Source organism: Microbacterium sp. IO18 (genome assembly GCF_049099505.1).
Classification (GTDB): Bacteria; Actinomycetota; Actinomycetes; order Actinomycetales; family Microbacteriaceae; genus Microbacterium; species Microbacterium aurugineum.
The window spans coordinates 1,271,458-1,293,531 of record NZ_JBMJAF010000001.1 but is presented as its reverse complement, the minus strand read 5'-3'; the positions used below and the strand labels follow the sequence as shown (position 1 = coordinate 1,293,531).

Genomic DNA, 22,074 nt, shown 5'->3' with positions numbered 1-22,074 from the left:
TTTCTTCCGCACCGGATGCCGGACTCCAGGAGTCCGCTCTCGCATCCGACCCCATTCGCACTCGCTTTCCATACGAAACTCATCTGAGAGACATGTCCTCCTCGCCTTCCGCGCAGAACTCCTCGCCTTCCTCCACTCTTTCCACCCCGGCTGCACTGTGGCGCCTGAAGCCCTTCGTGAAGCCCGTCATCTGGCGGCTCGCCGGCGGTGCCGCCAGTGCGCTCATCGCCGCGCTCATCGCCCTGATGATCCCGATCGTCCTCGAACAGATCATCTCCGGTCCGGTCCGGTCGGGAGAGATCAGCGCGATCGTCTGGGGCGCCGCGGCCGTCTTCGCGCTCGCCCTCGGCGAAGCGCTGATGGTCTGGCTGCGTCGTCAGTTCGTGCTCAATCCCTCGACCGAGGTCGAGTACAAGATGCGCACGGAGCTCTACTCGCGCCTGCAGACCCTTCCGGTGTCGTTCCACGACCGCTGGGGCTCCGGCCAGCTGCTCAGCCGCATGATGCAGGACATCGGTCTCATCCGCCGTTGGCTCGCCTTCGGGCTGGTCCTGCTCGTCGTCAACGTGCTCACGATCATCATCGGTTCGATCCTGCTGTTCCGGTGGCACTGGCTGCTCGGTGCGATCTTCCTGGTGACCGCGATCCCGCTGTGGATCCGCGGCTACCTGTTCGAGAAGCGCTACGGCGCCCTGACCCGTCGCAGCCAGGATCAGGCCGGCGATCTCGCGACCAGCGTCGAGGAGAGCGTGCACGGCATCCGTGTGCTGAAGGCGTTCGGGCGCGGAAAGCATGCGCTCAGCCGTTTCAGCCGCCAGGCCGAGACCCTGCGCGAGACCGAGATGAGCAAGGCCGGCGCGATCGCGTCGATCTGGTTCTGGCTCGACCTCATGCCGCAGATCGCGTTCGGTCTCAGCCTGATGTCCGGGATCTGGCTGATCTCGCAGGGGCAGATCGATGAGGCTCAGCTGTTCGCCTTCTTCGCGATGGCCGTCGTTCTGCGCTGGCCCATCGAGTCGATCGGCTTCCTGTTCTCGTTCATGCTCGACGCCCGCACGGCCACCGATCGCGTGTTCGACATCTTCTCCGAGACCAACACCATCACCGACCCGGAGAACCCGGTGCACATCGCGCATCCGCGCGGAGAGCTCGCGTTCGAGAACGCGCACTTCCGCTACCAGGACGCCGGTTCGCACGAGCGGGATCTGCTCGACGGCATCGACCTGGTGCTGCGTCCCGGTGAGACCATGGCGCTGGTCGGGCTCACCGGCAGCGGGAAGACCACGCTCACCACGCTCCCGACGCGTCTGTACGACGTGACCGGGGGGAGGGTCACGCTCGACGGCGTCGATGTGCGAGACCTCCCGCTCGCCGAGCTCCGCCAGCACATCGCCATGGCGTTCGAGGACGCGACGCTGTTCTCGGCGACCGTCCGCGAGAACGTGCTGCTCGGCCGCGCCGAACTCGATGTGCACAGCGAAGAGGGGGAGCGGGTGCTCCGCGAAGCCCTCGAGGTCGCTCAAGCGTCGTTCGTCGATGCGCTCCCCGAGGGCGTCGAGACCGTGATCGGTGAGGAGGGGCTCAGCCTCTCCGGTGGTCAGCGTCAGCGGCTCGCCCTCGCCCGCGCGGTGGCGGCGAAGCCGAAGGTGCTGGTGCTGGACGACCCGCTGTCGGCGCTCGACGTCGACACCGAGGCACTCGTGGAGGAGGCGCTCCGGCACGTCCTCGCCGACACCACGGCCCTGATCGTCGCGCACCGCCCGTCGACGGTGGCACTCGCGGACCGGGTCGCCCTGCTCGAGGGTGGCCGCGTGACCGCGGTCGGCACGCACTCCGAGCTTCTGAAGACGAGCCGGCACTATCGGCATGTCATCTCCAGCCTGGAAGCGGAGGAGGCGGCGCGGACCGGAGCGATCCCGATCATCCGTGACGAGCAGCTCGCGGTCGCCGAAGAGGTCCGTGAGGGACTCGCGAAGCAGGCCGCGGACGAAGACCCGATCATCGAGAAGGAGGTGCAGCGATGAGCTCCGCCATCACCGGAACCCAGAACGAGGACCGTTCCGAGTACACCCGCGAGGAGAGCAAGGAGATCCGTCGTCGGTCCCTCCGACTGCTCGGTTCCCTGGTCCGCCCGCTGAAGCTGCAGATCGTGCTGGCCGCTGCGGTGCTGATCGTCTCGACCGCGCTGCAGGTCGCCGGACCGATCCTGATCAGCATCGGGCTCGACCGTGCGCTGCCGGCCGCGGTGAAGCAGGCCGACTGGATGCCGACCTTCATGATCGGCGGCATCTACCTGCTCGCCGGAGCGCTGGCCGCGGTGTTGATCGCCTGGTACGTGATCATCGCCGCCAAGCTCACCCAGGCGGTGCTGCTCGATCTGCGCAAGCGCATCTTCCTGCACACTCAGCGCCTGAGCCTGGAGTTCCACGAGTCCTACACGTCCGGCCGCATCATCTCGCGCCAGACCAGTGACCTGGACTCGATCAAGGAACTCCTCGACGGCGGCCTGAACGAGCTCGTCTCCGGCGTCCTGTTCGGTGTGTTCACCTTCATCGCCCTCTGCATCTGGGACTGGCAGTCGGGATTGATCCTCGCGATCGGTGGCGTGCCGCTGTTCTACCTGATGCGCTGGTTCTACTCGCGCTCGCAGCTCGTCTACCGCGAGTCGCGCGTGATCAGCGCGAAGGTCATCGTGCAGTTCGTCGAGACCATGACCGGTATCCGCGCCGTGAAGGCCTTCCGCAAGGAGCCGCGCAACGACAAGGCGTTCCAGGAGATCGCGGGCGACTACCGCGATGTGAACCGTCGATCGATGCTGCTGTTCGGGACGTTCGAGCCCGGGCTGATGGGCGTCGCCGCGCTGGTCCTCGGCATCGTGGTGCTCTGGGGTGGGATCCGTGTCTCCGAAGGCGCACTCACGGTGGGCGTGCTGCTGTCAGCGGTGCTCTACGTGCGCAACTTCTTCGCGCCGATGCAGGAGATCGCGATGTTCCTGAACTCCTACCAGTCGGCGACGGCTGCGCTGGAGAAGGTGTCGGGTGTGCTCGAAGAGGTGCCGACGGTGCCGGACCCCGAGAAGCCGGTCGACCTCTGGGAGTCCCGCGGCCACATCCGGTTCGACGAGGTGACCTTCGGCTACAACGGCGAGAAGACGATCCTCCCGAACTTCTCGCTCGACATCCCCGCCGGCGAGACGATCGCTCTGGTGGGCACGACGGGCGCGGGCAAGTCGACGCTCGCGAAACTGATCTCGCGGTTCTACGACCCCTCGGAAGGACGCGTCACACTCGACGGAGTGGACCTGCGCTCGCTGCACCCGAAGGACCTCCGCCGCGCGATCGTGATGGTCACGCAGGAGGCCTACCTGTTCAGCGGCACGGTCGCCGACAACATCGCCCTCGGCAAGCCGGATGCCTCGCTCGAGGAGATCCGTGCGGCGGCGAAGGCCGTCGGGGCGGACGAGTTCATCTCGTCGCTTCCGGACGGGTACGGCACCGATGTGAACAAGCGCGGTGGACGGGTCTCTGCGGGACAGCGTCAGCTCATCTCGTTCGCGAGGGCGTTCCTGGCCGACCCGGCGGTGTTGATCCTCGATGAGGCGACGGCATCGCTGGACATCCCGTCGGAGCGTCTCATCCAGGACGCGCTGCAGACGCTGCTCAAGGACCGCACGGCGATCATCATCGCGCACCGCCTCTCGACCGTCGCGATCGCCGACCGGGTGCTGGTGATGGAGCACGGGAAGATCATCGAGGACGACAGTCCCGAGGCGCTGATCGGAGGCACGGGCAAGTTCGCCCAGCTGCATGCAGCGTGGCAGGGCACACTGGTCTGATGATGTCGTCGCTTCCTCCGTTGCGGACCCGGGCGCGCCCCGGGCCCGCAGCGGGGGAGGTCCGTCTCGGAGCCTCCGCGCAAGGGGTTCGGTGGACGCGCAGGCTCGGTAGCATCGAATCATGGACCCGTTGCTGCTCGCCGCCGAGTGGTGGTGGCTCGCGCCGACCGCGGCCGCGGCAGGAACGGTCGGCTGGATCGGCCTGCGCAGGCGGAGCACCATGAGCGGCCGGCGCCTCGAGGTCGATGCGGCGCGGCACGACCTCCGGATGGCCCAGGCTGCACTCGTCGAGAGGCGCGCGGCGCTCAAGGTCGCCCGCGCCGATCATGCCAGGGTCGTGGCGGAGCGTGCGGCGCGGCGGGCGTCCCCCGATCAGGTCGCGAGCTCCCGGCGCATGCTACGTGACGTCGAGCGTGACACCAAAGCGTGTGCAGCCGACGTCAAGGCCAAGCAGGCGAGGCTCCACGCCGCAAGAGCCGCTGTTCCCGCGGCTTCCGCTCCCCGTCCCCTCGACCGGTTGCGCTCCACGCATGATGCGGTGGTCGCCCGGTGGATGGTCTATGAGACTGACCCCGCGCGCCAGATCGCCTATCCCGAGATGACCGACGTCAAGCAGCCGGCGACGGTCGCGTATCTGCGGGCATCGGAGCGGGCGAGCGAGCTCCGACGCGGGCTCGGGGATCGGCCGACACCCGCCGAGTTCGCCGCGTACCGGGATGCGGTGGCGGCGCTCGCGAGTGCCTTCGAGGTCGCCGAGCACGCGGCCCGGGTCAAGGCGGGAGAGGTGCCGGCGGCGCCCGCCTGGCAGGACGCGGCTCAGGATGCCATCGCTCGTTCGACCGAGGCGATCGAACGAGCGGCGGCCTCTGCGGCTTCGGCGCTGACCAACTGGGCCTCGCGAGGGCGCCGCGGAGACCCGCCCCGCAGCGATCGCTGACCACGCGAGGCGCACGCGGCCCCGAAGGTGCGTGGGAGCGGTCCCGCAGCCGAGGGCGACGAGGTCTCGATGGGGGAGGGGATTCGAGACCCCGCCGCCGGTCTAGGGCGTGACTCGGATCTCGGCGATGACCTCGCCGTAGGCGGTCTCGCCGACGGGCGTGAACCCGACGCGGTGGAAGAACGTCTCCGGACCGCCCTCTCCGGCCTCGTAGATCACGTTGACGTGGTCGACACCACGGGCGCGGGCTTCGTCGATGAGAGACTCGACCGCATACCGGCCGACGCCGCGTCCCTGATCGTCGGCGTCCACGTTGATGCGCCACAGCACGGAGCGGAAGTGCTCCTCCGGCGCTTCGTCGTCGAAGTTCGCGCTGACGAAGCCGACGACCTCGTTGCGGTCGAGGATCACCCGCTGCCAGGACGTCTTCGGATTGATGACCGTGGCCGCGATCCCGTACGAGACGGGAGCGAGGAACTGCTCCTGTCCGGGCTTGAGCGACAGGTTGTTCACGGCGACGATCGTCGCAGCGGAGAGTTCGACCATGCGCAGTTCGGACATGCACCCAGGCTAACCCCTCCGGCGCGGAGGCACACGTCCCCGCGGAACATTTCACTTCGGCGTGCTCGCGCATCATGCCCGGGAGGCGTCGGCGGCACCGGTCCGGCCACGCGGTCAGAGCCACTCAGGTATCTTGGTGTCGAGACAAATTGACTATCAGAGCGGAGAACCACCTGGTGACCGACGACGCCATCATCTACACGCACACGGACGAAGCGCCGGCGCTCGCCACCGCCTCGTTCCTGCCGATCATCCAGGCCTACACCGGCCAGGCAGGCATCGAGGTCGAGACTCGCGACATCTCGCTGGCAGGACGCATCCTCGCTGCCTTCCCCCAGAAGCTCTCGCCGGAGCAGCAGGTCGGCGATGCGCTCGCGGAACTGGGCGGACTCGCCACGCTCCCCGAGGCGAACATCATCAAGCTGCCGAACATCTCGGCGTCCATTCCCCAGCTCAAGGGCGCGATCGCCGAGCTGCAGGCGCAGGGCTACGACATCCCGGACTTCCCCGACGAGCCGTCGTCCCTCGAGGAGAAGGACGTCCGGGCCCGCTACGACCGCATCAAGGGCTCCGCCGTGAACCCGGTGCTGCGTGAGGGGAACAGTGACCGCCGCGCTCCTCTCGCGGTGAAGAACTACGCGAAGAAGCACCCGCACCGCAACAAGCCGTTCGCTGCGGGATCGAAGACCCGTGTCGCGACCCTCGGCCACGACGACTTCAAGCACAACGAGCGTTCCTGGGTCGCGGCCCACGACGACGTGCTCAGCTTCCGTCACACCGCGGAAGACGGCACGGTCACGGTGCTCAAGGAAGGACTGAAGGTCCTGCCGCGAGAGATCATCGACGCGACCTTCCTCTCAGCCACGGAGCTCGACGCGTTCCTCGCCGACACTCTGGCGGCCGCGAAGGCCGACGACGTGCTCTACTCGGTGCACCTCAAGGCCACCATGATGAAGGTCAGCGACCCGATCATCTTCGGTCACGTGGTGCGGGCCTTCTTCGCCGACGTGTTCGCGCAGTACGGCGATCAGCTCGCCGCTGCCGGGCTCAGCGCGAACGACGGCCTCGGATCGATCCTCAGCGGGCTCGCGAACGTCGCGGGGGGCGAAGAGATCGCCGCGGCCTTCGACAAGGCCATCGCCGAGGGGCCCCGCCTCTCGTACGTGAACTCCGACAAGGGCATCACGAACCTGCACGTGCCGAGCGATGTGATCGTCGACGCGTCGATGCCCGCGCTCGTCCGCAACGGCGGCAAGCTCTGGGGCAAGGACGGGGAAGAGGCGGACACTCTCGCCGTCATCCCCGACTCCTCCTACGCGAGCGTCTACCAGGCCGTGATCGACGACGTGATCGCCAACGGTCCGCTCGACCCCGCCACGATCGGCACCGTTCCCAACGTGGGGCTGATGGCGCAGGCGGCCGAGGAGTACGGCAGCCACGACAAGACCTTCGAGATCGCGGCGGACGGCATCGTCCAGGTGCTCGACAGTGAGGGCACCGTCGTCATCGAGCACACGGTCGGCAAGGGCGACATCTGGCGCGCGACGCAGACCAAGCACATCCCGGTGATGGACTGGGTCCGACTCGCGGTCTCGCGTGCCCGTGCCACCGGCGACCCCGCGGTGTTCTGGCTCGACGCCAACCGCTCGCACGACGCGCAGATCATCGCCAAGGTGCACCAGGGGCTCGCGACGCTCGACACCAAGGGGCTGACGATCACGATCCTCGCGCCCGAGGAAGCCACGCGCTACACGCTCGCGCGCATGCGCCACGGCCTGGACACCATCTCGGTGACGGGCAACGTGCTGCGCGACTACCTGACCGACCTGTTCCCGATCCTCGAGGTCGGCACGAGCGCCAAGATGCTCTCGATCGTGCCGCTCCTCGCCGGCGGTGGACTGTTCGAGACGGGGGCGGGAGGCTCCGCACCCAAGCACGTGCAGCAGCTGGTGGAGGAGAACTACCTGCGCTGGGACTCGCTGGGCGAGTTCTTCGCGTTGGCCGCCTCGCTCGAGCACTTCGCCGACCGTACGGGCAACGAGAAGGCGCGGGTGCTGGCCGAGACCCTCGACGCCGCGACCGGAACCTTCCTCGAAGAGGACCGTTCGCCGGGACGCGCGCTCGGAACGATCGACAATCGCGGGAGCCACTTCTACCTGGGCCTGTACTGGGCGCAGGAGCTCGCGAAGCAGACGAAGGACCCCGAACTTGCTGCGGCCTTCGCCCCCATCGCCGCGACGCTCACCGAGAACGAGGAGAAGATCGTCTCCGAGCTCAACGCGGTGCAGGGTGCGCGGGTGGAGATCGGCGGCTACTACCGTCCCGATGACGCCCTCGTCTCCGCTGTCATGCGCCCGTCCGTGACGCTGAACGGCATCGTCGACGCCCTGCGTTGATCCACGGGAAAGGGGGCGGATGCGTCGGCATCCGCCCCCTTTTGCTGTCCCTGCTCCCTGGTGCCGCTCCGTCCGCCGCCCCGGCTCCCTTCCGGATGCATGATCCCCGACCACGTGCATGACCCGGTCCGGGGGCGGGGTCATGCACGTGTGGTTCGGCCATGCATCTGCGCGGCCGGCGCGCACAAGGCGGGCGAGGGGGCTGAGGAGGCACAGGCGTACCGTGCGGATCAGCGGTGCGTGCGGATCAGTAGTAGACGGAGATCTCGAGGCCCTCGGGGGACCAGTCGTAGACGTACTTGGCCAGATCGATCGGCAGGTTGACGCAGCCGTGGCTCATCCGCTGACCGAAGTTGTTGTGCCAGTAGGTGCCGTGGAAGCCGATGTTCGGGGCGAACCAGGTGATCCACGGCACGTCTTCCGTGCAGTAGGGCGCGCCCTCGAAGCAACCCATGTCCTGCATCGCCGTGTGTGCGAACACCCGGAAGTTGCCCGCCGGGGTCAGGGTGCCCGGAAGACCGGTGGAGACGGCCCAGGACTTGACGACCTCGTTGTTCTCGAAGAGGTACGTGCGCTGCTGGCTCAGGTTGATCTCGATACGACGGAAGAGGTTGACCGTCTCGAATGCGGTCTCGGTGACCGTGAGCTTGTAGACGCCGTCGCCCGCGGCGAGCTGCTGAGCGAACTCCGCCGCGACGTCTGAGGTGTCACCGAGCGCGCGGCCTGCGACGCCCTCCCGCTCGGCGCGGAGCACGGTGCCGCCGGAGTCGACGATGTTCGTGGCGTTGACCGGAGCGCGGTCGACGAGTCCGGGAAGCGTGTCGACGGTCGCCTGGATGGTCGCGGGGTCGGCCTCGATGCGCAGCTGGCCGTCTTCATCGATCACGGTGAGCCAACTGGCGGCGACCGCCGGCGCGACGGGAACGGTGCGTTCGTCGCCCACGTAGAAGCCGACGGTCGACAGCATGGTGTTGAGGGAGGCGGCCGTGGCCGTGGCGTCGTCGTCGGAGACGGCGGGCAGGGCTTCGGCAGGACCACCCGGGTAGTCGAACGTCGCGCTCCCGCCGGCGACCGCGTCGGCGAAGGCGGCATTGAGATCGTCGACATCGATTCCGGTGCCGGCTTCGGACGGGGTGATGACGTAGGTGCCGGCGGCCGCGTCGAACACGACACCGGCGTCCACCGGATCGTCGAAGCTCGTCGGGACGGCGCTGCGCAGCGCCGCGGACGCGGTGTCGGCATCGAGGGTGATCTCGCCCGGGACGGGATCGCCCATCCACATGCCGAGATTCCAGAGCGGACGCTCTGCGAAAGCGGTGTCGGCGAGCGCGGTGGCGTCGACCGTGGCGCCGAGGTCTGCGCCGGTGAGCACGGTGTCTTCTCCCGCACCCGTCAGGGTGACCTCGGTCTGAGCGATCTGCGTGCTGACGGCCTCAGCGGCAGCGCCCGGCGTCATCCATCCGACCGGCACTCCGGCGACGGTGGTGCCCGGTGCGATGAGCACCAGGGATGCGGCGCCTGCGGCCAGAGCGACGGCGCCGAGACCGATGCCGATCCAGAGGCCGAGGTGCCGCTTCTTGGGGGCCGGTTCGATCGGAGCCCAGGCCAGCGGCTGCTCGCCGGTGGTGGGCGGCACGGCGTCGGTCGGCGCGTCTGACGGCGTGAGCACGGCCGTCGGGGCGGAGTCGTCTCCGTGCGCCTCGGCTGCGCCCGGCGCAGAAATCAGATCGGTCACGAACTTCACCCCCCGGTTCTCAAACGTGTCCTGGGGATCAATGGTACGGGATGGGAGGTAACGGGGAGGCAACGGTCCGTGGTATCGTCACCCCCCGCGCTCCGGGGGTCAGTCGATGATGGCGATGCCGTCGATCTCGACGAGCATCTCCTCCCGCGGCAGGCCGGTGAAGACGGTGGTGCGCGAGGGGAGCACGCCGCTCGTGGTGTGTGCCGTGACGAACGCACCGTAGGCGTCGTTCATGATCGGGAAGTCCTCGCGCTTGGTGAGGTAGACCCGCAGCATCACGACGTCATCGAAGGTCGCGCCCGATGCCTCCACGATCGCCTTGACGTTCTCGAGGGTGCGAGTGGTCTGCGCGGCGACGTCCCCCGGGTAGAGGTATTCGTTCGTCTGCGGGTCGACGGGGCCCTGCCCGGAGACCTGCACGAACGGACCCTTGCGGATCCCCTGGGAGAAGGTGTGGGCGGGGGCGGGGGCGGCGTCGGTGGAAACTCGGATCTTCGCGGTCATGCCGCCAGCCTAGTAGCCTTGTTAGATGCCTCTACAAATTCCGGATCCCGTTCTCGGCGCCTGGACGAAGGGCTTCCCGGCACGCGCCGCGGGACTCCGTCTCTCGCAGGTGCCCGACGCCGGACTGCGCCTCTCCGATCTGGTCACCCCGGTGCTCACGGTGCACGAAGGGGCGCTGGGCCACAACGAGGAGACCGTGTTCGCCTGGGCGAAGGAGCAGGGGGTGATGCTCGCCCCGCACGGCAAGACCACGATGGCGCCGGCGCTCTGGCAGCGGCTTCTCGACGCGGGGGCATGGGGCATCTCGGTCGCCACGCCGTGGCAGGCCGAGGTGGCGATCGACGCGGGCGTCCCGACCGTCCTGATCGCCAACGCCGTCACCGACCGCGCCGCCGTGCGTCGACTCGGTGAGATGCTCGCCGCCGACGAGGATCTGCGTGTCCTGTGCGGGGCGGACTCGCTCGCCGGGGTCGAGATCCTGGCGGCGGGGATGGGTGATGCGGCACGACCGCTCGATGTCCTCGTCGAGCTGGGCGGCGCCCACGGCCGTACGGGCGCGCGGACCGTGGCGGAGGGGGAGCGGATCGCTCAGGCGATCTCGGACGCCCCCGGTCTCCGGCTCGCCGGTGTCACGGGTTACGAGGGACCTTTCGGACCGGATCGCAGTGACGCGTCCATCGAGGCTGTCGACGCCTACCTCCGGACCCTGGTCGCGCTGCATACGAGGGTGGAGTACCCCGAAGGTGTCCGGCCCGTGCTCAGTGCCGGCGGCAGCGCGTTTCCCGACCGCGCGGCGGCTGTGCTTTCCTCCGCGGGGGCCGGGGCGGATGTCGTCCTCCGCTCGGGCGCGTTCCAGATCCACGACGACGGCTTCTATTCACGGATGTCCCCGTTCGGCCCCGTGACCGGCACCGCGCCGCTTCGCTCCGCGATGCACGCCTGGTCCCGCGTCGTGTCGCAGCCGGAGGACGGACTCGCCCTGCTCGATGCGGGTCGGCGGGATGTGCCGTTCGATCTCGACCTGCCCGTGCCGCAGTCCGTCGAGGGGGAGATCACCGCCCTGAACGACCAGCACGCCTTCCTCCATCTCGCGGACGGCGCGGCGGTGGCCGTCGGCGACGTCGTGCGTCTCGGTCTCTCACACCCGTGCACGGCGTTCGACAAGTGGCGGGTGGTCGCGGTCATCGACGATCCCGACGCCGCTGATCCTCGCGTGATCGGAGCGGTCGCGACATGCTTCTGAGCGCGGAGAAGGCTGCGGTCGGGCTGGTGCGGGTGTATCGCTCAGCGACGGTCGTCGATGGGACGGGTGCCGCCCGCTTCATTGCCGACGTGGCGGTCGAAGGGGCCCGGGTCGTCGCGGTCCTGCCGGTCGCCGAGCCGGACGATGTCCTCGACCTTCCGGACGGGGCGATCGAGATCGACGCGCGCGGTCTCGTGCTCGCCCCCGGATTCATCGACATGCACGCCCACAGCGAGCTCGCGGTGCTGAGCGGCACCGCCCACGACGCGAAGATCCGGCAGGGCGTGACGACCGAGGTCCTCGGCCAGGACGGTCTCGGCTATGCGCCGCTCGACGACGCCACCGCCGCGGTCATCCCGGGCCAGATCGCCGGATGGAACGGGATGCCCGCCGACACGCCCTGGCGCACCATGGACGACCTCCTCTCCGCGATCGACGCGGCGACGGTCGCGAACGCCGCTGTCCTCGTGCCCCAGGGGAACCTCCGGATGATGGTGGTCGGTCACGAGAACCGTCCGGCGACCGCCGAGGAGATCACCGCGATGGCGGAGCTGCTGGGCGCTGCTCTCGACGCCGGCGCCTTCGGGATGTCGAGCGGCCTCACCTACACGCCCGGGATGTATGCCGACGTGGCCGAACTCGAGGCGCTGTGCCGGGTCGTCGCCGAGCGCGGCGGATACTGGGCGCCGCACACCCGCAGCTACGGCGGGGGAGCGCTCGATGCCTACCGGGAGGCGCTCGACATCGGTCGCCGCACCGGCTGCCCCGTGCATCTCACGCACGCCACCATGAACTTCGCTCCGAACAGGGGACGCGCCGCGGAACTGCTGGCAGTGATCGACGGGGCCATCGCCGACGGTGTCGACGTGACCCTGGACACCTACCCCTACCTGCCCGGTGCGACGACGCTCGCGGCTCTGCTGCCGAGCAGGCTGGCAGCGACGGGCGACCTGCTGCGTGTCATCTCGGACCTCGACGCCGCCGGCCGCGAAGCCGTGCGCGTAGAGCTCGAGGACATCGGCTGCGACGGGTTCCACGGCGAGACGGCGGACTGGACGCAGATCCAGATCTCCGGCACCGCCAACCCCGCACTCGCCGATCTCGTCGGTCGCACGGTGGCGGAGATCGCCGAGACGACCGGACGACGGGCCGTCGACGTCGTGCTCGACACGGTGCTCGCCGATGCCGGTGCGACCGGGATCCTGATGCACATCGGTGATGAGGAGAACGTCCGCGCGATCATGCGCCATCCGCAGCACTCGGGAGGAAGCGACGGGATCCTGATCGGCGCCCGGCCGCACCCGCGGGGCCGTGGCACCTTCCCCCGGTACCTCGGACACTACGTGCGCGAGCTCGGAGTCCTCACGCTGGAGGAAGCTGTCCAGCACCTTTCCGCGACGCCGGCGCGTCGCTTGGGCCTCGACCGCGGAGACGCCCCGCGCGGCGTCATCCGGCAGGGAGCGATCGCCGACCTGGTGCTGTTCGATCCGGAGACGATCGCCGCGGGCGCCACCTTCGACAGCCCCTTCACCGCTCCGCAGGGCATCGTCGAGGTGCTGGTCGACGGCGTGGCCGTGGTCTCCGACGGCGAACCCACGGGGGCCGCGCCGGGGCGGGCGCTGAGGAGGCCACCGGCGGCACATCGGTCGACGGTACCCCGCGTCCGGTCGCGCATCGATGCTGCGGAGCCCGGCTTCGTCTGGACGAGCGGGACACCGATCGCCGGGTCACCGGAGGTCGCCCCCGCGATCGCGCGGCTGGGCGGTGGAGGGCACGATGCCGCCGCCGCACCCATCCGGCTGCTCATCGACGGTGATCTCGGCGCCGCGGCGGCGTCGAACGGCCGCATCGCCGACGAGGCCTTCCGCGTGCGCGTGGACGCCGACGGCATCGAGGTCCGGGGCGCGAGTGCGGCCGGGGTGTTCCGGGGCGCCACGGTGCTGCGGCAGCTGCGCGATCCGGATGCGGAGTCGGCGCTGATCCCTGCCGGTGCGTGGGAGGGGGCGCCCGCATACGGCTGGCGCGGGGTCATGCTCGATGTGGCGCGGCACTTCCGGCCGGTCGACGAGGTGCGTCGGGTGATCGACCTCCTCGCCGAGCACCACCTCAACGTCCTGCATCTGCACCTCACCGATGACCAGGGGTGGCGCTTCGAGGTTCCCGGCTACCCGCTGCTCACCGAGGTCGGCTCGCGCCGAGAAGCGACGCAGCGCGGTCATGGTCCGCTCGCCACCGTCGAGCCGGGCGTGCATGAGGGGTATTACACCACCGCGGAGCTGCGCGAGCTCGTCGCCTACGCGGCCGATCGCTTCGTGACGCTCGTGCCGGAGGTCGAGCTGCCCGGCCATGTCCAAGCCGCGCTCGCCGCCTACCCGCAGCTCGGCAACGTCGATGTCGCCGGCCCGGCTGTCTCCGCGTGGGAGCGCTTCGGGGTCAATCCCCGCACCCTCGCGCCGACGGAGGCCGCGCTGGCGTTCGGGCGCGCGGCGATCGATGCCCTGTGCGAGGTGTTCTCGTCGGAGTGGATCGGGATCGGCGGCGATGAGGTCCCCGTGACCGAGTGGGCGGAGAGCCCGGCGGCCGCCGCGCGGATGACGGAACTCGGACTCGCCACCCCGTACGACGTGCAGCCGTGGTTCACGGCGCACTTCGTCGCGCACGTCCGGGCCAGAGGGCGCACGGCGCTCGCGTGGGACGAGGTGCTCGAGGGCGAGGTGCCGGAAGGCGTGCGGATCCTCGCCTGGCGGGGGCCGGTGGCGATGCGCGCTGCCCTGTCGCGCGGGATCCCCGTCGTGGCCTGTCCCGACCTCGAGGCCTATCTCGACTACCCGCAATCGGAGTCGGCGGAGGAGCCGATCAGGGTGGGTCCGCCGTTGACGATCGAGCGCGCGTACACGCTTCGCGTCGAGGAGGGCGCGGTGGGCGGTCAGGCCAACGTGTGGAGCGAGCATCTGCCCACCCGTGACCGTGTCGACTTCGCGATGTTCCCGCGGCTCGCGGCGATCGCCGAACGGCTCTGGGAGGGCGGCGAGCCGGCACCGTACGCCGACTTCGCTCGGCGCCTTCCGACCCATCTGCGCCGTCTGCGCGCCGCGGGTGTGCGGTATCGTCCCTTGGACGGGCCCACGCCCGATCAGCGTCGCCCGGGAGTGCCCGGCAAGCCCCTCACGATCGAGGCCAGGGAGGGGATCGTCGCCGGCCTGGTCGCCCGTCTCAGGGAGCGCTCGGAGAGCACTCCCGTCGAGCATCGAAAGTAATGTAACGTTTCGGTAACCCTCCTCGCGGGTCTGCGGGGAGAGGTTGCACAAATTTTGTTCGTAAGGTCTACTAACAAACATGTCCGTTTCGGATGAACAGCGTCCCACCTCGCCGGTGGAGTACCTCGGCGTGAACACGCATGCCTTCGGCCCGGGGCGCCACCTGCGGTCCCGCTCGAAAGTGCTTCCGGAGCACGCGCGCGGACACAACCGCGCCCTGGTCCTGCAGACGCTGTACCACGCGGGAGCCATGAGCCGCGCTGACCTGTCCCGCGAGACGGGGCTGACGCGGGTGACGATCTCCGACCTGGTCGCCGAGTTCATCGCAGACGGCATCGTCATCGAGATGGGCGTCCGCGAGGCCGTCGGCCCCGGCAAGCCGCCGATCCTCATCGACATCGACCGCTTCGGTCACCAGATCCTCGGTCTCGATCTCTCCGGCCCCAGCGCCTTCACCGGTGCCGTCCTGAGCCTCGACGGCGACGTGCTCGAACGTCGTGAGGTGCCGCGTCCGGAGTCGCCCGACGGCGAAGCCGCCTACGCCGCGCTGCGCGAGCTCGCGCAGACGCTCATCGCCGCCTCCACCCAGCCGTTGCTGGGCGTCGGGATCGGCACGCCCGGTGTGGTGCGGCCGGACGGGGTCGTGCTGAGCTCACCGAACCTCGGATGGACGAACTTCCCGCTCGAAGCGAAGCTCGGGGTCGATCTCGACCTTCCCGTGCTCGCCAGGAACGATGCCAACGCCGCCGTGTTGGCCGAGTACACCTTCGGCGAAGCCAAAGCCGACTTCATGCTCATCAAGATCGGACGCGGCGTCGGTGCCGGTCTCATCACCGGAAGCCAGCCGCTGCTCGGGAGCCGCTTCGCCGCGGGGGAGATCGGACACGTCGTCGTCGGCACCGACGGCGGGCCGCGATGCGCCTGCGGAAAGGACGGCTGCCTCGAGGCCTGGCTGAGCGTCAGCCGCCTGGGTGCCGCGATCGCTGCCGACCCCGACTCCCGCGACGACATCCTCCGTGATGCCGGAACCCGCATGGCGATCGCCATCGCCCCCATCGTCGCCGCGCTGGACCTCTCCGAGGTCGTCCTGTCCGGACCGGCCGACCTGCTCGACGGCATCCTGATCGACGCCGCCATCGAGACCCTCCACGCACGGACCCTCGAGGGCGTGTTCGAAGACGTCATCGTGCGCCTGACGCACCAGGACGACATCGTCCTGCGCGGTGCTGCGGTGATGGTGCTCTCCGGACAGCTGGGAGTGTCGTGACGTCCGCCAGCACCGACGCCGACACCACGGGGAGCCGCATCCGATGAAGGGTGCAGGAGCCGCCGACCGAGCCGGTCGGCAGATTCGAGTGGGCCTGGATGTCGGCGGCACCAAGATCGACGCGGTCGCCGTCGACGCCACCGGCGAGATCATCGGTCGCCACCGCCGGCCGACCGGATGGGGCGAGGAGGCGGTCGTCGAGAGCATCGTGGCGTCGGTCGCCGCGCTCGCCGACGAGGCCGGTCTTCCGATCTCGCGCATCGGCTCCGTCGGCATCGGCATTCCGGGGCTGGTCGACGCCGAAGCGGGGCGCGTCGTCCACGCGGTCAATCTCGGCGTGGAGTCACTCGATCTCGCGGATCGGGCCGAGCGCGCCCTCGGAGTACCCTTCCGCGTCGAGAACGACGTGAAGGCGGCTGCCCTCGGGGCGGCCGTGCTCAGCAGGGTCACCGGGTCGATGGCATATCTGAATCTCGGTACCGGCGTCGCGGCCGGGATCGTGCTCGACGGACGCATCTGGCGCGGCGCCCGCGGGACGGCCGGTGAGGTCGGACACATCTCGGTCGATCCGCACGGACGGCTCTGCGGCTGCGGGCAGCGCGGCTGTGTCGAGACCTTGTGCGGTGGGGGAGCACTCGCCAAGGCCTGGGGGCGGCCGGGGGCGCTGCCGATCAGGGACATCTTCGATGCCGCCGACGCCGGCGATCCCCTGGCGTCCGCCCTTCGCGATGATCTGTACCACGGCGCTGCGGCCGCGGTGCGTGTGCTCGTGCTCTCGGCGGATGTCGAGACCGTCATCATCGGGGGCGGGCTCACCGCGCTCGGTGACCGTCTCGAGAACGGTGTCCGCGCGGCGCTGCATGCGGGGGCGGAGGCGTCACCGTTCATGCGGTCGCTCCGCTTGGATGAGAGAATCGAACTGCTCCCCGCGGGATCTCCCGCTGCCGCTTTCGGCGCCGCACTCGTCGGCGCATCCATCACCGAGAAGGAGATCGTCCCGCATGGCTGAGGTCGTCATCGTCGAGAATGCCGAGGCCGCCGGCGCATTGGTCGCCACCGAGATCGTGGAGCTGATCGAGCGTCGTGCCGACGCCGTCCTCGGCCTCGCAACGGGATCGACTCCGCTGCCCGTGTATCAGGCTCTGCGCGCCCAGCTCGCCGGTCGTGATCTCTCGCAGCTGCGAGGCTTCGCCCTGGACGAGTACGTCGGCATCGATCCCGCGCACCCGGAGAGCTACCGGTCGGTCATCTCGCGCGAGGTCGTGGAGCCGCTCGGCCTCGATCCGGAGCGGATCCATGTGCCCAACGGTGCGCTCGCGACGATCCAGCACGCGGGTGACGACTACGAGGCCGCGATCGACGCCGCCGGCGGTGTCGACCTGCAGATCCTCGGGATCGGCACCGACGGGCACATCGGCTTCAACGAGCCGGGTTCCTCGTTCGCCTCGCGCACCCGTGTCAAGACCCTCACCGAGCAGACCCGCGAAGACAACGCCCGTTTCTTCGACTCGATCGACGACGTGCCGATGCACTGCATCACGCAGGGGCTCGGCACCATCCTGAAGGCGCGCCACCTCGTGCTGCTCGCGTTCGGCGAGGGGAAGGCCGACGCCGTCGCCCGCGCGGTCGAAGGGCCGCTCACCGCGCTCCTCCCGGGTTCTGCGATCCAGCTGCACCCGCACGCCACGGTCGTCGTCGACGAGGCCGCGGCGTCTCGCCTCGCCCTGGCCGACTACTACCGCTACACCTTCGCGAACAAGCCGGCCTGGCAGGGCATCTGACGCCGGAGGAGGCGGTCAGTCCGCGAGCGGGGGCCAGGCGATCGGCAGCAGGTGCTCGATGCTCAGGGGCGCCAGCGGAAGTGTCGCGACATCGCTCGGGGTGATCCACCGCAGCTCGGCCAGCTCCGCCTGGACCGTCACGGATCCGGGATCGAGGGAGGCGGCGAAAGCCTCGGCCACGACACGGTGACCTGGCTCGTTCGCGGCCGCGGAGATGAAGGTGCCGAGGGGGCGGAGGTCGGACTCGTCGAGCAGCACCCCCAGTTCCTCGTGCAGCTCGCGGATCAGGGTCTGCGCCGCGGTCTCACCCTGCTCGGGTTTGCCGCCCGGCTGCATGAACCGGGTCGTCCCCTGTTTGCGCACGACCAGGACCCGGCCCTCGTCATCCGCGATCACGGCCGCGCTCACGTGGATGTCAGGCATCGGGGCTGAAGACCTTCCCGGGGTTGAGGATGCCGAGCGGGTCGAACACCGCGGCGATCTGACGCTGCAGCTGCCACTGGTCATCGCCCAGCTCGTCGGCGAGCCAGCGGCGCTTGAGGACCCCGATGCCGTGCTCACCGGTCAGGGTCCCGCCCAGCCGGATCGCTGCGCGGAACAACTCGTCGGCCGCGGCCCAGACCTCCGGCGGTGCCTCAGGACCGTCGAAGAGGAAGTTCGGGTGCAGGTTTCCGTCGCCGGCGTGCGCCACGGTCGGGATCGTCAGCGCGTACTCCTGCTCGATGCGCGCGATCTCGTCGAACATCGCGGGCATCGCACTGCGCGGCACCGAGACGTCCTCGATGAGTGTGGTGCCGAGCGACGCCATCGCGGCGTGCATGGACCGGCGGATCGCGAGCAGCCGTTCCCCTTCGGCGCGGTCGCGCGAGACGACCGTGACCCCCTCGTGGGCGCGGAGGATCTCGGCGATCGTGGCGGCCTCGGCGACGGCCGCGGGGCCATCGGTCTGGATGGTCAGCTGGGCCGCCCCTGACGTGGGGGCGGGGAGCGAGAGCAACGCGTGCACGGCCGCGAGGCTGGCCGCGTCCATCAGCTCCATGATCGCCGGTTGCACGCCTGCGGCGGTCACCGCGGCGGAGGCCGCCGCAGCGGCGCGGACGCCGGGGAAGGTGGCGGTGATCGTGCAGGTCTCGCCCGGGACGAGCCTGCGCAGTTTCAGCGTCGCTCCGACCACCACGCCCAGAGTGCCCTCGGAGCCCACGACCAGCGCGGTGAGGTCGAGGCCCGTCACGCCCTTGACGCTGCGATGCCCGAGATGCAGCAGCCTGCCGTCGGCGAGGACGAGGTCGACGCCGAGCACGGCATCGCGCACGACACCGTACTTAGCGCACAGCAGTCCGCCCGCGCCGGTGGCGATGTTGCCGCCGACCGTGGAGATGTCGCGGCTCGCGGGGTCGGGCGCCCACCAGAGCCCGTGCCGTGCGAGTTCGGTGTTGAGGTCGGCGTTGAGGATGCCCGGCTCGACGACGGCGAGCAGATCGTCGGGACGCACCTCGTGGATCTTGGTCATGCGCCGCAGGGACAGCACGATCTCGCCGCTGCCGGCGTTCGCCGCGCCGGCCAGACCGGTCCCGGCACCGCGGACGACGACCGGCGTATGAGTCTCGGTGGCGATGCGCATCGTCTTCTGGACGTCTTCGACGCATTCCGCATGCACGACGGCGAGAGGGCGTCCGGGTGCCGCGTGACCCGATCGATCGGCTCTGGCCTCCTCGAGCGAGGCCTCGTCGGTGTCGATGAGCGCGCCGAGCGACTCGCGCAGAAGCGTCAGAACAGTCACGACAGGGCACTCACGACAGGGCACTCACGACAGCGCGCGCCGACCGCTGAGCACCCCGGACACCACGGCCACGAGCGCGAAAGCCGTGCCGATCAGGGCCTGTCCCATCGACCACCACGCGATGGTCACACCGACGTAGATGAGCAGCTCGACCGCGGCGCGAAGGAACGGGTGCACACGGAGCACCGCCCGTGGCGAGAGGAACAGCGCCCAGATCACGACCACGATGACGGGTGCCCCGATGCCGACGATGATGTTCCACGGGAGGTCCCAGCTGGCGAAGCCCCACAGCGCGAGCGAGGCCACGGCGACGACCAGGACGACGGCGCGGACGATGTCGAGGACGGAGAAGGTCGGGCGGTCGACACCGGGGACGGGGGCGGAATCCGAGGGCATGGATCCAGTCTATTCGTCGGCGGGAGCGTCCTCGGTCGGGGCCGTGGAGTCATCCGCTGCTCCGGTGCCGGGCGCAGCGGATTCGGGAGCCGTCGACGCGGCAGGCTCGACCGCGGCGGGGTCCGTCTCCTGCGGGGTAGCCTCCGTGGGCCCCTCGTCGGCAGGCGTCGTGTCGTCCGTCGGCGTCGTGTCGTTCGTGGACTCGTCGACCGGCGTCTCTTCTGCCGGGGGCTCCTCTGCCGGGGGCTCCTCGGCGTTCGGTTCCTCGGTCGCGGGGTCCTCGGTGTCCGGCTCCTCCGTCGGCGGGATCTCCCAGTCGCCCAGGAACTGGATCCCCGTGTAGCCGCCCTCGCGGCTGAAGTCCAGGAGCGTCAGACCGTTCGATCTCATCCATTCTCCCGAGGGGAGCGTGTGGATGACGGTGACCGTCGTGTCTTCGGGCGCGGCGTTCTGAGCGACGCTCGGCGAGAAGACGAGCGTCCCCTGGCCGAACTCATCGAGGACGATGGTGTCGCCGCCGTCCGGGCTGTCGTCGAGCAGTCCCTCGACGGTCGCGCCCGGCGCACCGAAGATGATCACGGGATACTCCGCGACCTCGGGGTCCGGGGGATCGACGGGAGGCACGGGGTCGACCGGCTCGGGAGGCACGACCGGAGCCACAGGGGCCACCGGGGTCACCGGGGCGACCGGAGGGGTCTCGACCGGCGGGGCCGCGTCCGCGGCGGGCGTCCTGGTCTCCTCCACAGGAGGGACCGGCGCAGGCGGAGGGGTGACCGGCTCGTCGATCACGACAGGTTCGTCGAGCGTCATCGACTCATCGGGTCCGACGTCCGAGGTGATCGACGACGGGTCGGTGTCGCCGGCACTGGGCAGCGACGTCTCCGGGTTCGCTCCGGCGAGTCCGGGGAGGATCGTCGCCGCAGCGACGACGCCGGCCACGACCAGAGCCGCGGATCCCGCTCCCACGAGTGCGCCGATCCCGGTGAAGACTCCGCCGGAGGCACCCGCGCCACCGGCACCGCCACCTGCGGCGCCGCCCGAACCTGCGCCGCCGCCGGGACCCGTGCCCGCGCCGGACGCGGCCGTGCCTGCGGCAACGGCCCCGGCTCCTCCGTCGCCGCCGAAGACGGCACCGGGAATGCTGGACGGCATGGCCGCGAGAGCGACGATCGGGGTGCCTGCGCCTTGCAGGGTCGCGAGGTAGCCCGAGGCGCCGGCGACACCCAGCACGAGAGGAAGCAGAACGAGGGCGAGACGCTGCGAGACATCCTTGGCCTCGGCAGCGACGATCATGCAGCGCGCGCAGTCATCGAGATGCAGTTCGAGTCGCTTGTGGTCGCGCGTGCTGAGGTTGCCCCGCGAGTAGGCGCCCAGATGCTCGATGGTCCACTGGCATTCGGAGCCGTCTTCGGCGCTGCGCAGATGCGCCTGGATCCACGCTTCGCGGAGACCCTCACGCGCACGGAACGCCAGTTGCGACACGGCACCGGACTTCATCCCGAGGAGGTGACCGACCTCCTGCGGCTTCATCTGCTCGATCTCGGTGTACCACAGCACTTCCTGCCAGCGCGTGGGAAGACTGCGGAACGCCTGCGCGGTGAGGCTCCGGTCGAGCGCCTCGTTCGCCGCCTGGTCGGTGGTCTCGGGGTCGGCGACGGTGTCGAGCTCGTCGATCGCGGTCTCGCGACGGGCGCGTCCCCAGCCGGCCGCGGTGTTGCGGATACTCGTGAACAAGTAGGCACGGAACGATCCGTTCGGTCCGCCGCCCTTGATGATCGCCTGGTAGATGCGTGTGTACGCCTCCTGCACCAGGTCATCCGGGTCGATCGATGATGTGATGGATCGGGCGACCGTGATTCCCGAGGGGTAGTGGCGTCGCCAGAGTTCGCCGAAGGCCCCCGTGTCGCCCGAACGGGCGCGGAGGATCAGGTCGGCATCACCGATCAGTTCGTCGTGACTCGAGTTCTCTTCGTGCACAATCATCCATCTGTCGCTGGGCGCGGTTGCGCCTCTACAGGGTGAGACGCGTGGAGGCGCCGCTCATCACGCGACTTTTCCAGTCTCTCGCGAATTTCCCAGGGAAGCCACTCTTTCCCACGAAGTACGCAGACTTCCGGGGGCGCACGTCGGCGGATCCGGTCCGCGCCCGAGCATGGAAACGCTGTTTCTCGAAGAATTTCGCGAAGTCGCGTAATGAATCCGTGGTGCGACCGTCTCATCGTTAGGACAGCCGAATCGGACTCCGGGGGCGGAGTCCAGGCGCCGGTGCGAGCGGTATTCGCTTCGGTAGGGCGGTCGGGGCCTCGGGGGAGGTACCCCGCCCGTCCGTCTCAGGAGGGGGGAGCGAGGCCGCCGTTCGGGGGAACGGCGGCC

16 protein-coding genes are annotated in these 22,074 nt (G+C 69.6%); 9 read left to right on the top strand and 7 right to left on the bottom strand.

The window, feature by feature from the left end; all coding sequences use genetic code 11:
- Positions 1 to 92: 92 nt before the first annotated feature.
- The 3 genes from ACLF6J_RS06215 (at position 93) to ACLF6J_RS06205 (ending at position 4,772) form a co-directional block, all read left to right on the top strand.
- Entirely contained in the window at positions 93 to 2,024 is a 1,932-nt protein-coding gene (locus ACLF6J_RS06215; RefSeq protein WP_131492481.1) for an ABC transporter ATP-binding protein, read from the top strand.
- Positions 2,021 to 3,835, top strand: a complete 1,815-nt coding sequence (locus tag ACLF6J_RS06210) for an ABC transporter ATP-binding protein (protein WP_047519850.1) — start codon at positions 2,021 to 2,023, stop codon at positions 3,833 to 3,835. Before ACLF6J_RS06215 ends, ACLF6J_RS06210 begins: the two co-directional genes overlap by 4 nt.
- Positions 3,836 to 3,956: 121 nt before the next feature.
- Positions 3,957 to 4,772, top strand: a complete 816-nt coding sequence (locus ACLF6J_RS06205; RefSeq protein WP_047519848.1) for a hypothetical protein — start codon at positions 3,957 to 3,959, stop codon at positions 4,770 to 4,772.
- 102 nt (positions 4,773 to 4,874) lie between these two features.
- Here ACLF6J_RS06205 and ACLF6J_RS06200 read toward each other — a convergent pair whose 3' ends face one another.
- Positions 4,875 to 5,333: a GNAT family N-acetyltransferase gene (locus ACLF6J_RS06200; protein ID WP_131492478.1), complete on the bottom strand. Its 459-nt coding sequence runs from the start codon at positions 5,331 to 5,333 to the stop codon at positions 4,875 to 4,877.
- Between the two features lie 176 nt (positions 5,334 to 5,509).
- Here ACLF6J_RS06200 and ACLF6J_RS06195 point away from each other — a divergent pair, with 176 nt between their 5' ends.
- Positions 5,510 to 7,729: an NADP-dependent isocitrate dehydrogenase gene (locus ACLF6J_RS06195; protein ID WP_134353193.1), complete on the top strand. Its 2,220-nt coding sequence runs from the start codon at positions 5,510 to 5,512 to the stop codon at positions 7,727 to 7,729.
- A gap of 247 nt (positions 7,730 to 7,976) precedes the next feature.
- Here the strand turns inward: ACLF6J_RS06195 and ACLF6J_RS06190 are convergent, their stop codons facing one another.
- Both ACLF6J_RS06190 and ACLF6J_RS06185 read right to left on the bottom strand, forming a co-directional pair.
- On the bottom strand, positions 7,977 to 9,473 hold the full coding sequence (locus ACLF6J_RS06190) for a L,D-transpeptidase family protein (RefSeq protein ID WP_134353194.1): 1,497 nt from the start codon (positions 9,471 to 9,473) through the stop codon (positions 7,977 to 7,979).
- A gap of 99 nt (positions 9,474 to 9,572) precedes the next feature.
- Positions 9,573 to 9,977 (bottom strand): RidA family protein, encoded by a 405-nt coding sequence (locus tag ACLF6J_RS06185; protein ID WP_134353195.1) that lies wholly within the window; start codon positions 9,975 to 9,977, stop codon positions 9,573 to 9,575.
- 25 nt (positions 9,978 to 10,002) lie between these two features.
- Here ACLF6J_RS06185 and ACLF6J_RS06180 point away from each other — a divergent pair, with 25 nt between their 5' ends.
- The 5 genes from ACLF6J_RS06180 to nagB all read left to right on the top strand — a co-directional run bounded on the left by ACLF6J_RS06180 (position 10,003) and on the right by nagB (position 17,525).
- Positions 10,003 to 11,220 carry an alanine racemase gene (locus ACLF6J_RS06180; protein ID WP_244093612.1) on the top strand — a complete coding sequence of 406 codons (1,218 nt, stop codon included), beginning with the start codon at positions 10,003 to 10,005 and terminating at the stop codon, positions 11,218 to 11,220.
- Entirely contained in the window at positions 11,211 to 14,477 is a 3,267-nt protein-coding gene (locus ACLF6J_RS06175) for a family 20 glycosylhydrolase (protein ID WP_134353196.1), read from the top strand. The genes ACLF6J_RS06180 and ACLF6J_RS06175 overlap by 10 nt, the downstream gene beginning before the upstream one ends.
- A gap of 79 nt (positions 14,478 to 14,556) precedes the next feature.
- Entirely contained in the window at positions 14,557 to 15,744 is a 1,188-nt protein-coding gene (locus tag ACLF6J_RS06170; protein ID WP_134353197.1) for an ROK family transcriptional regulator, read from the top strand.
- Positions 15,745 to 15,787: 43 nt separating this feature from the next.
- A complete protein-coding gene (locus tag ACLF6J_RS06165) occupies positions 15,788 to 16,753 on the top strand; it encodes an ROK family protein (protein WP_208526518.1) in 966 nt (321 codons plus the stop codon).
- Entirely contained in the window at positions 16,746 to 17,525 is a 780-nt protein-coding gene (gene nagB, locus ACLF6J_RS06160) for a glucosamine-6-phosphate deaminase (RefSeq protein WP_047519835.1), read from the top strand. The genes ACLF6J_RS06165 and nagB overlap by 8 nt, the downstream gene beginning before the upstream one ends.
- 15 nt (positions 17,526 to 17,540) lie before the next feature.
- Here the strand turns inward: nagB and ACLF6J_RS06155 are convergent, their stop codons facing one another.
- The 4 genes from ACLF6J_RS06155 to ACLF6J_RS06140 are packed head-to-tail and all read right to left on the bottom strand — an operon-like array spanning position 17,541 to position 21,684.
- Positions 17,541 to 17,948: an NUDIX hydrolase gene (locus ACLF6J_RS06155; protein WP_047519834.1), complete on the bottom strand. Its 408-nt coding sequence runs from the start codon at positions 17,946 to 17,948 to the stop codon at positions 17,541 to 17,543.
- Positions 17,941 to 19,305, bottom strand: coding sequence for an FAD-binding oxidoreductase (locus tag ACLF6J_RS06150; RefSeq protein ID WP_134353198.1), 1,365 nt, complete (start codon positions 19,303 to 19,305; stop codon positions 17,941 to 17,943). The genes ACLF6J_RS06155 and ACLF6J_RS06150 overlap by 8 nt, the downstream gene beginning before the upstream one ends.
- Before the next feature lie 24 nt (positions 19,306 to 19,329).
- On the bottom strand, positions 19,330 to 19,701 hold the full coding sequence (locus ACLF6J_RS06145) for a YrdB family protein (protein ID WP_047519832.1): 372 nt from the start codon (positions 19,699 to 19,701) through the stop codon (positions 19,330 to 19,332).
- 9 nt (positions 19,702 to 19,710) lie between these two features.
- A complete protein-coding gene (locus tag ACLF6J_RS06140) occupies positions 19,711 to 21,684 on the bottom strand; it encodes a sigma-70 family RNA polymerase sigma factor (protein ID WP_134353199.1) in 1,974 nt (657 codons plus the stop codon).
- Between the last annotated feature and the right edge of the window lie 390 nt (positions 21,685 to 22,074).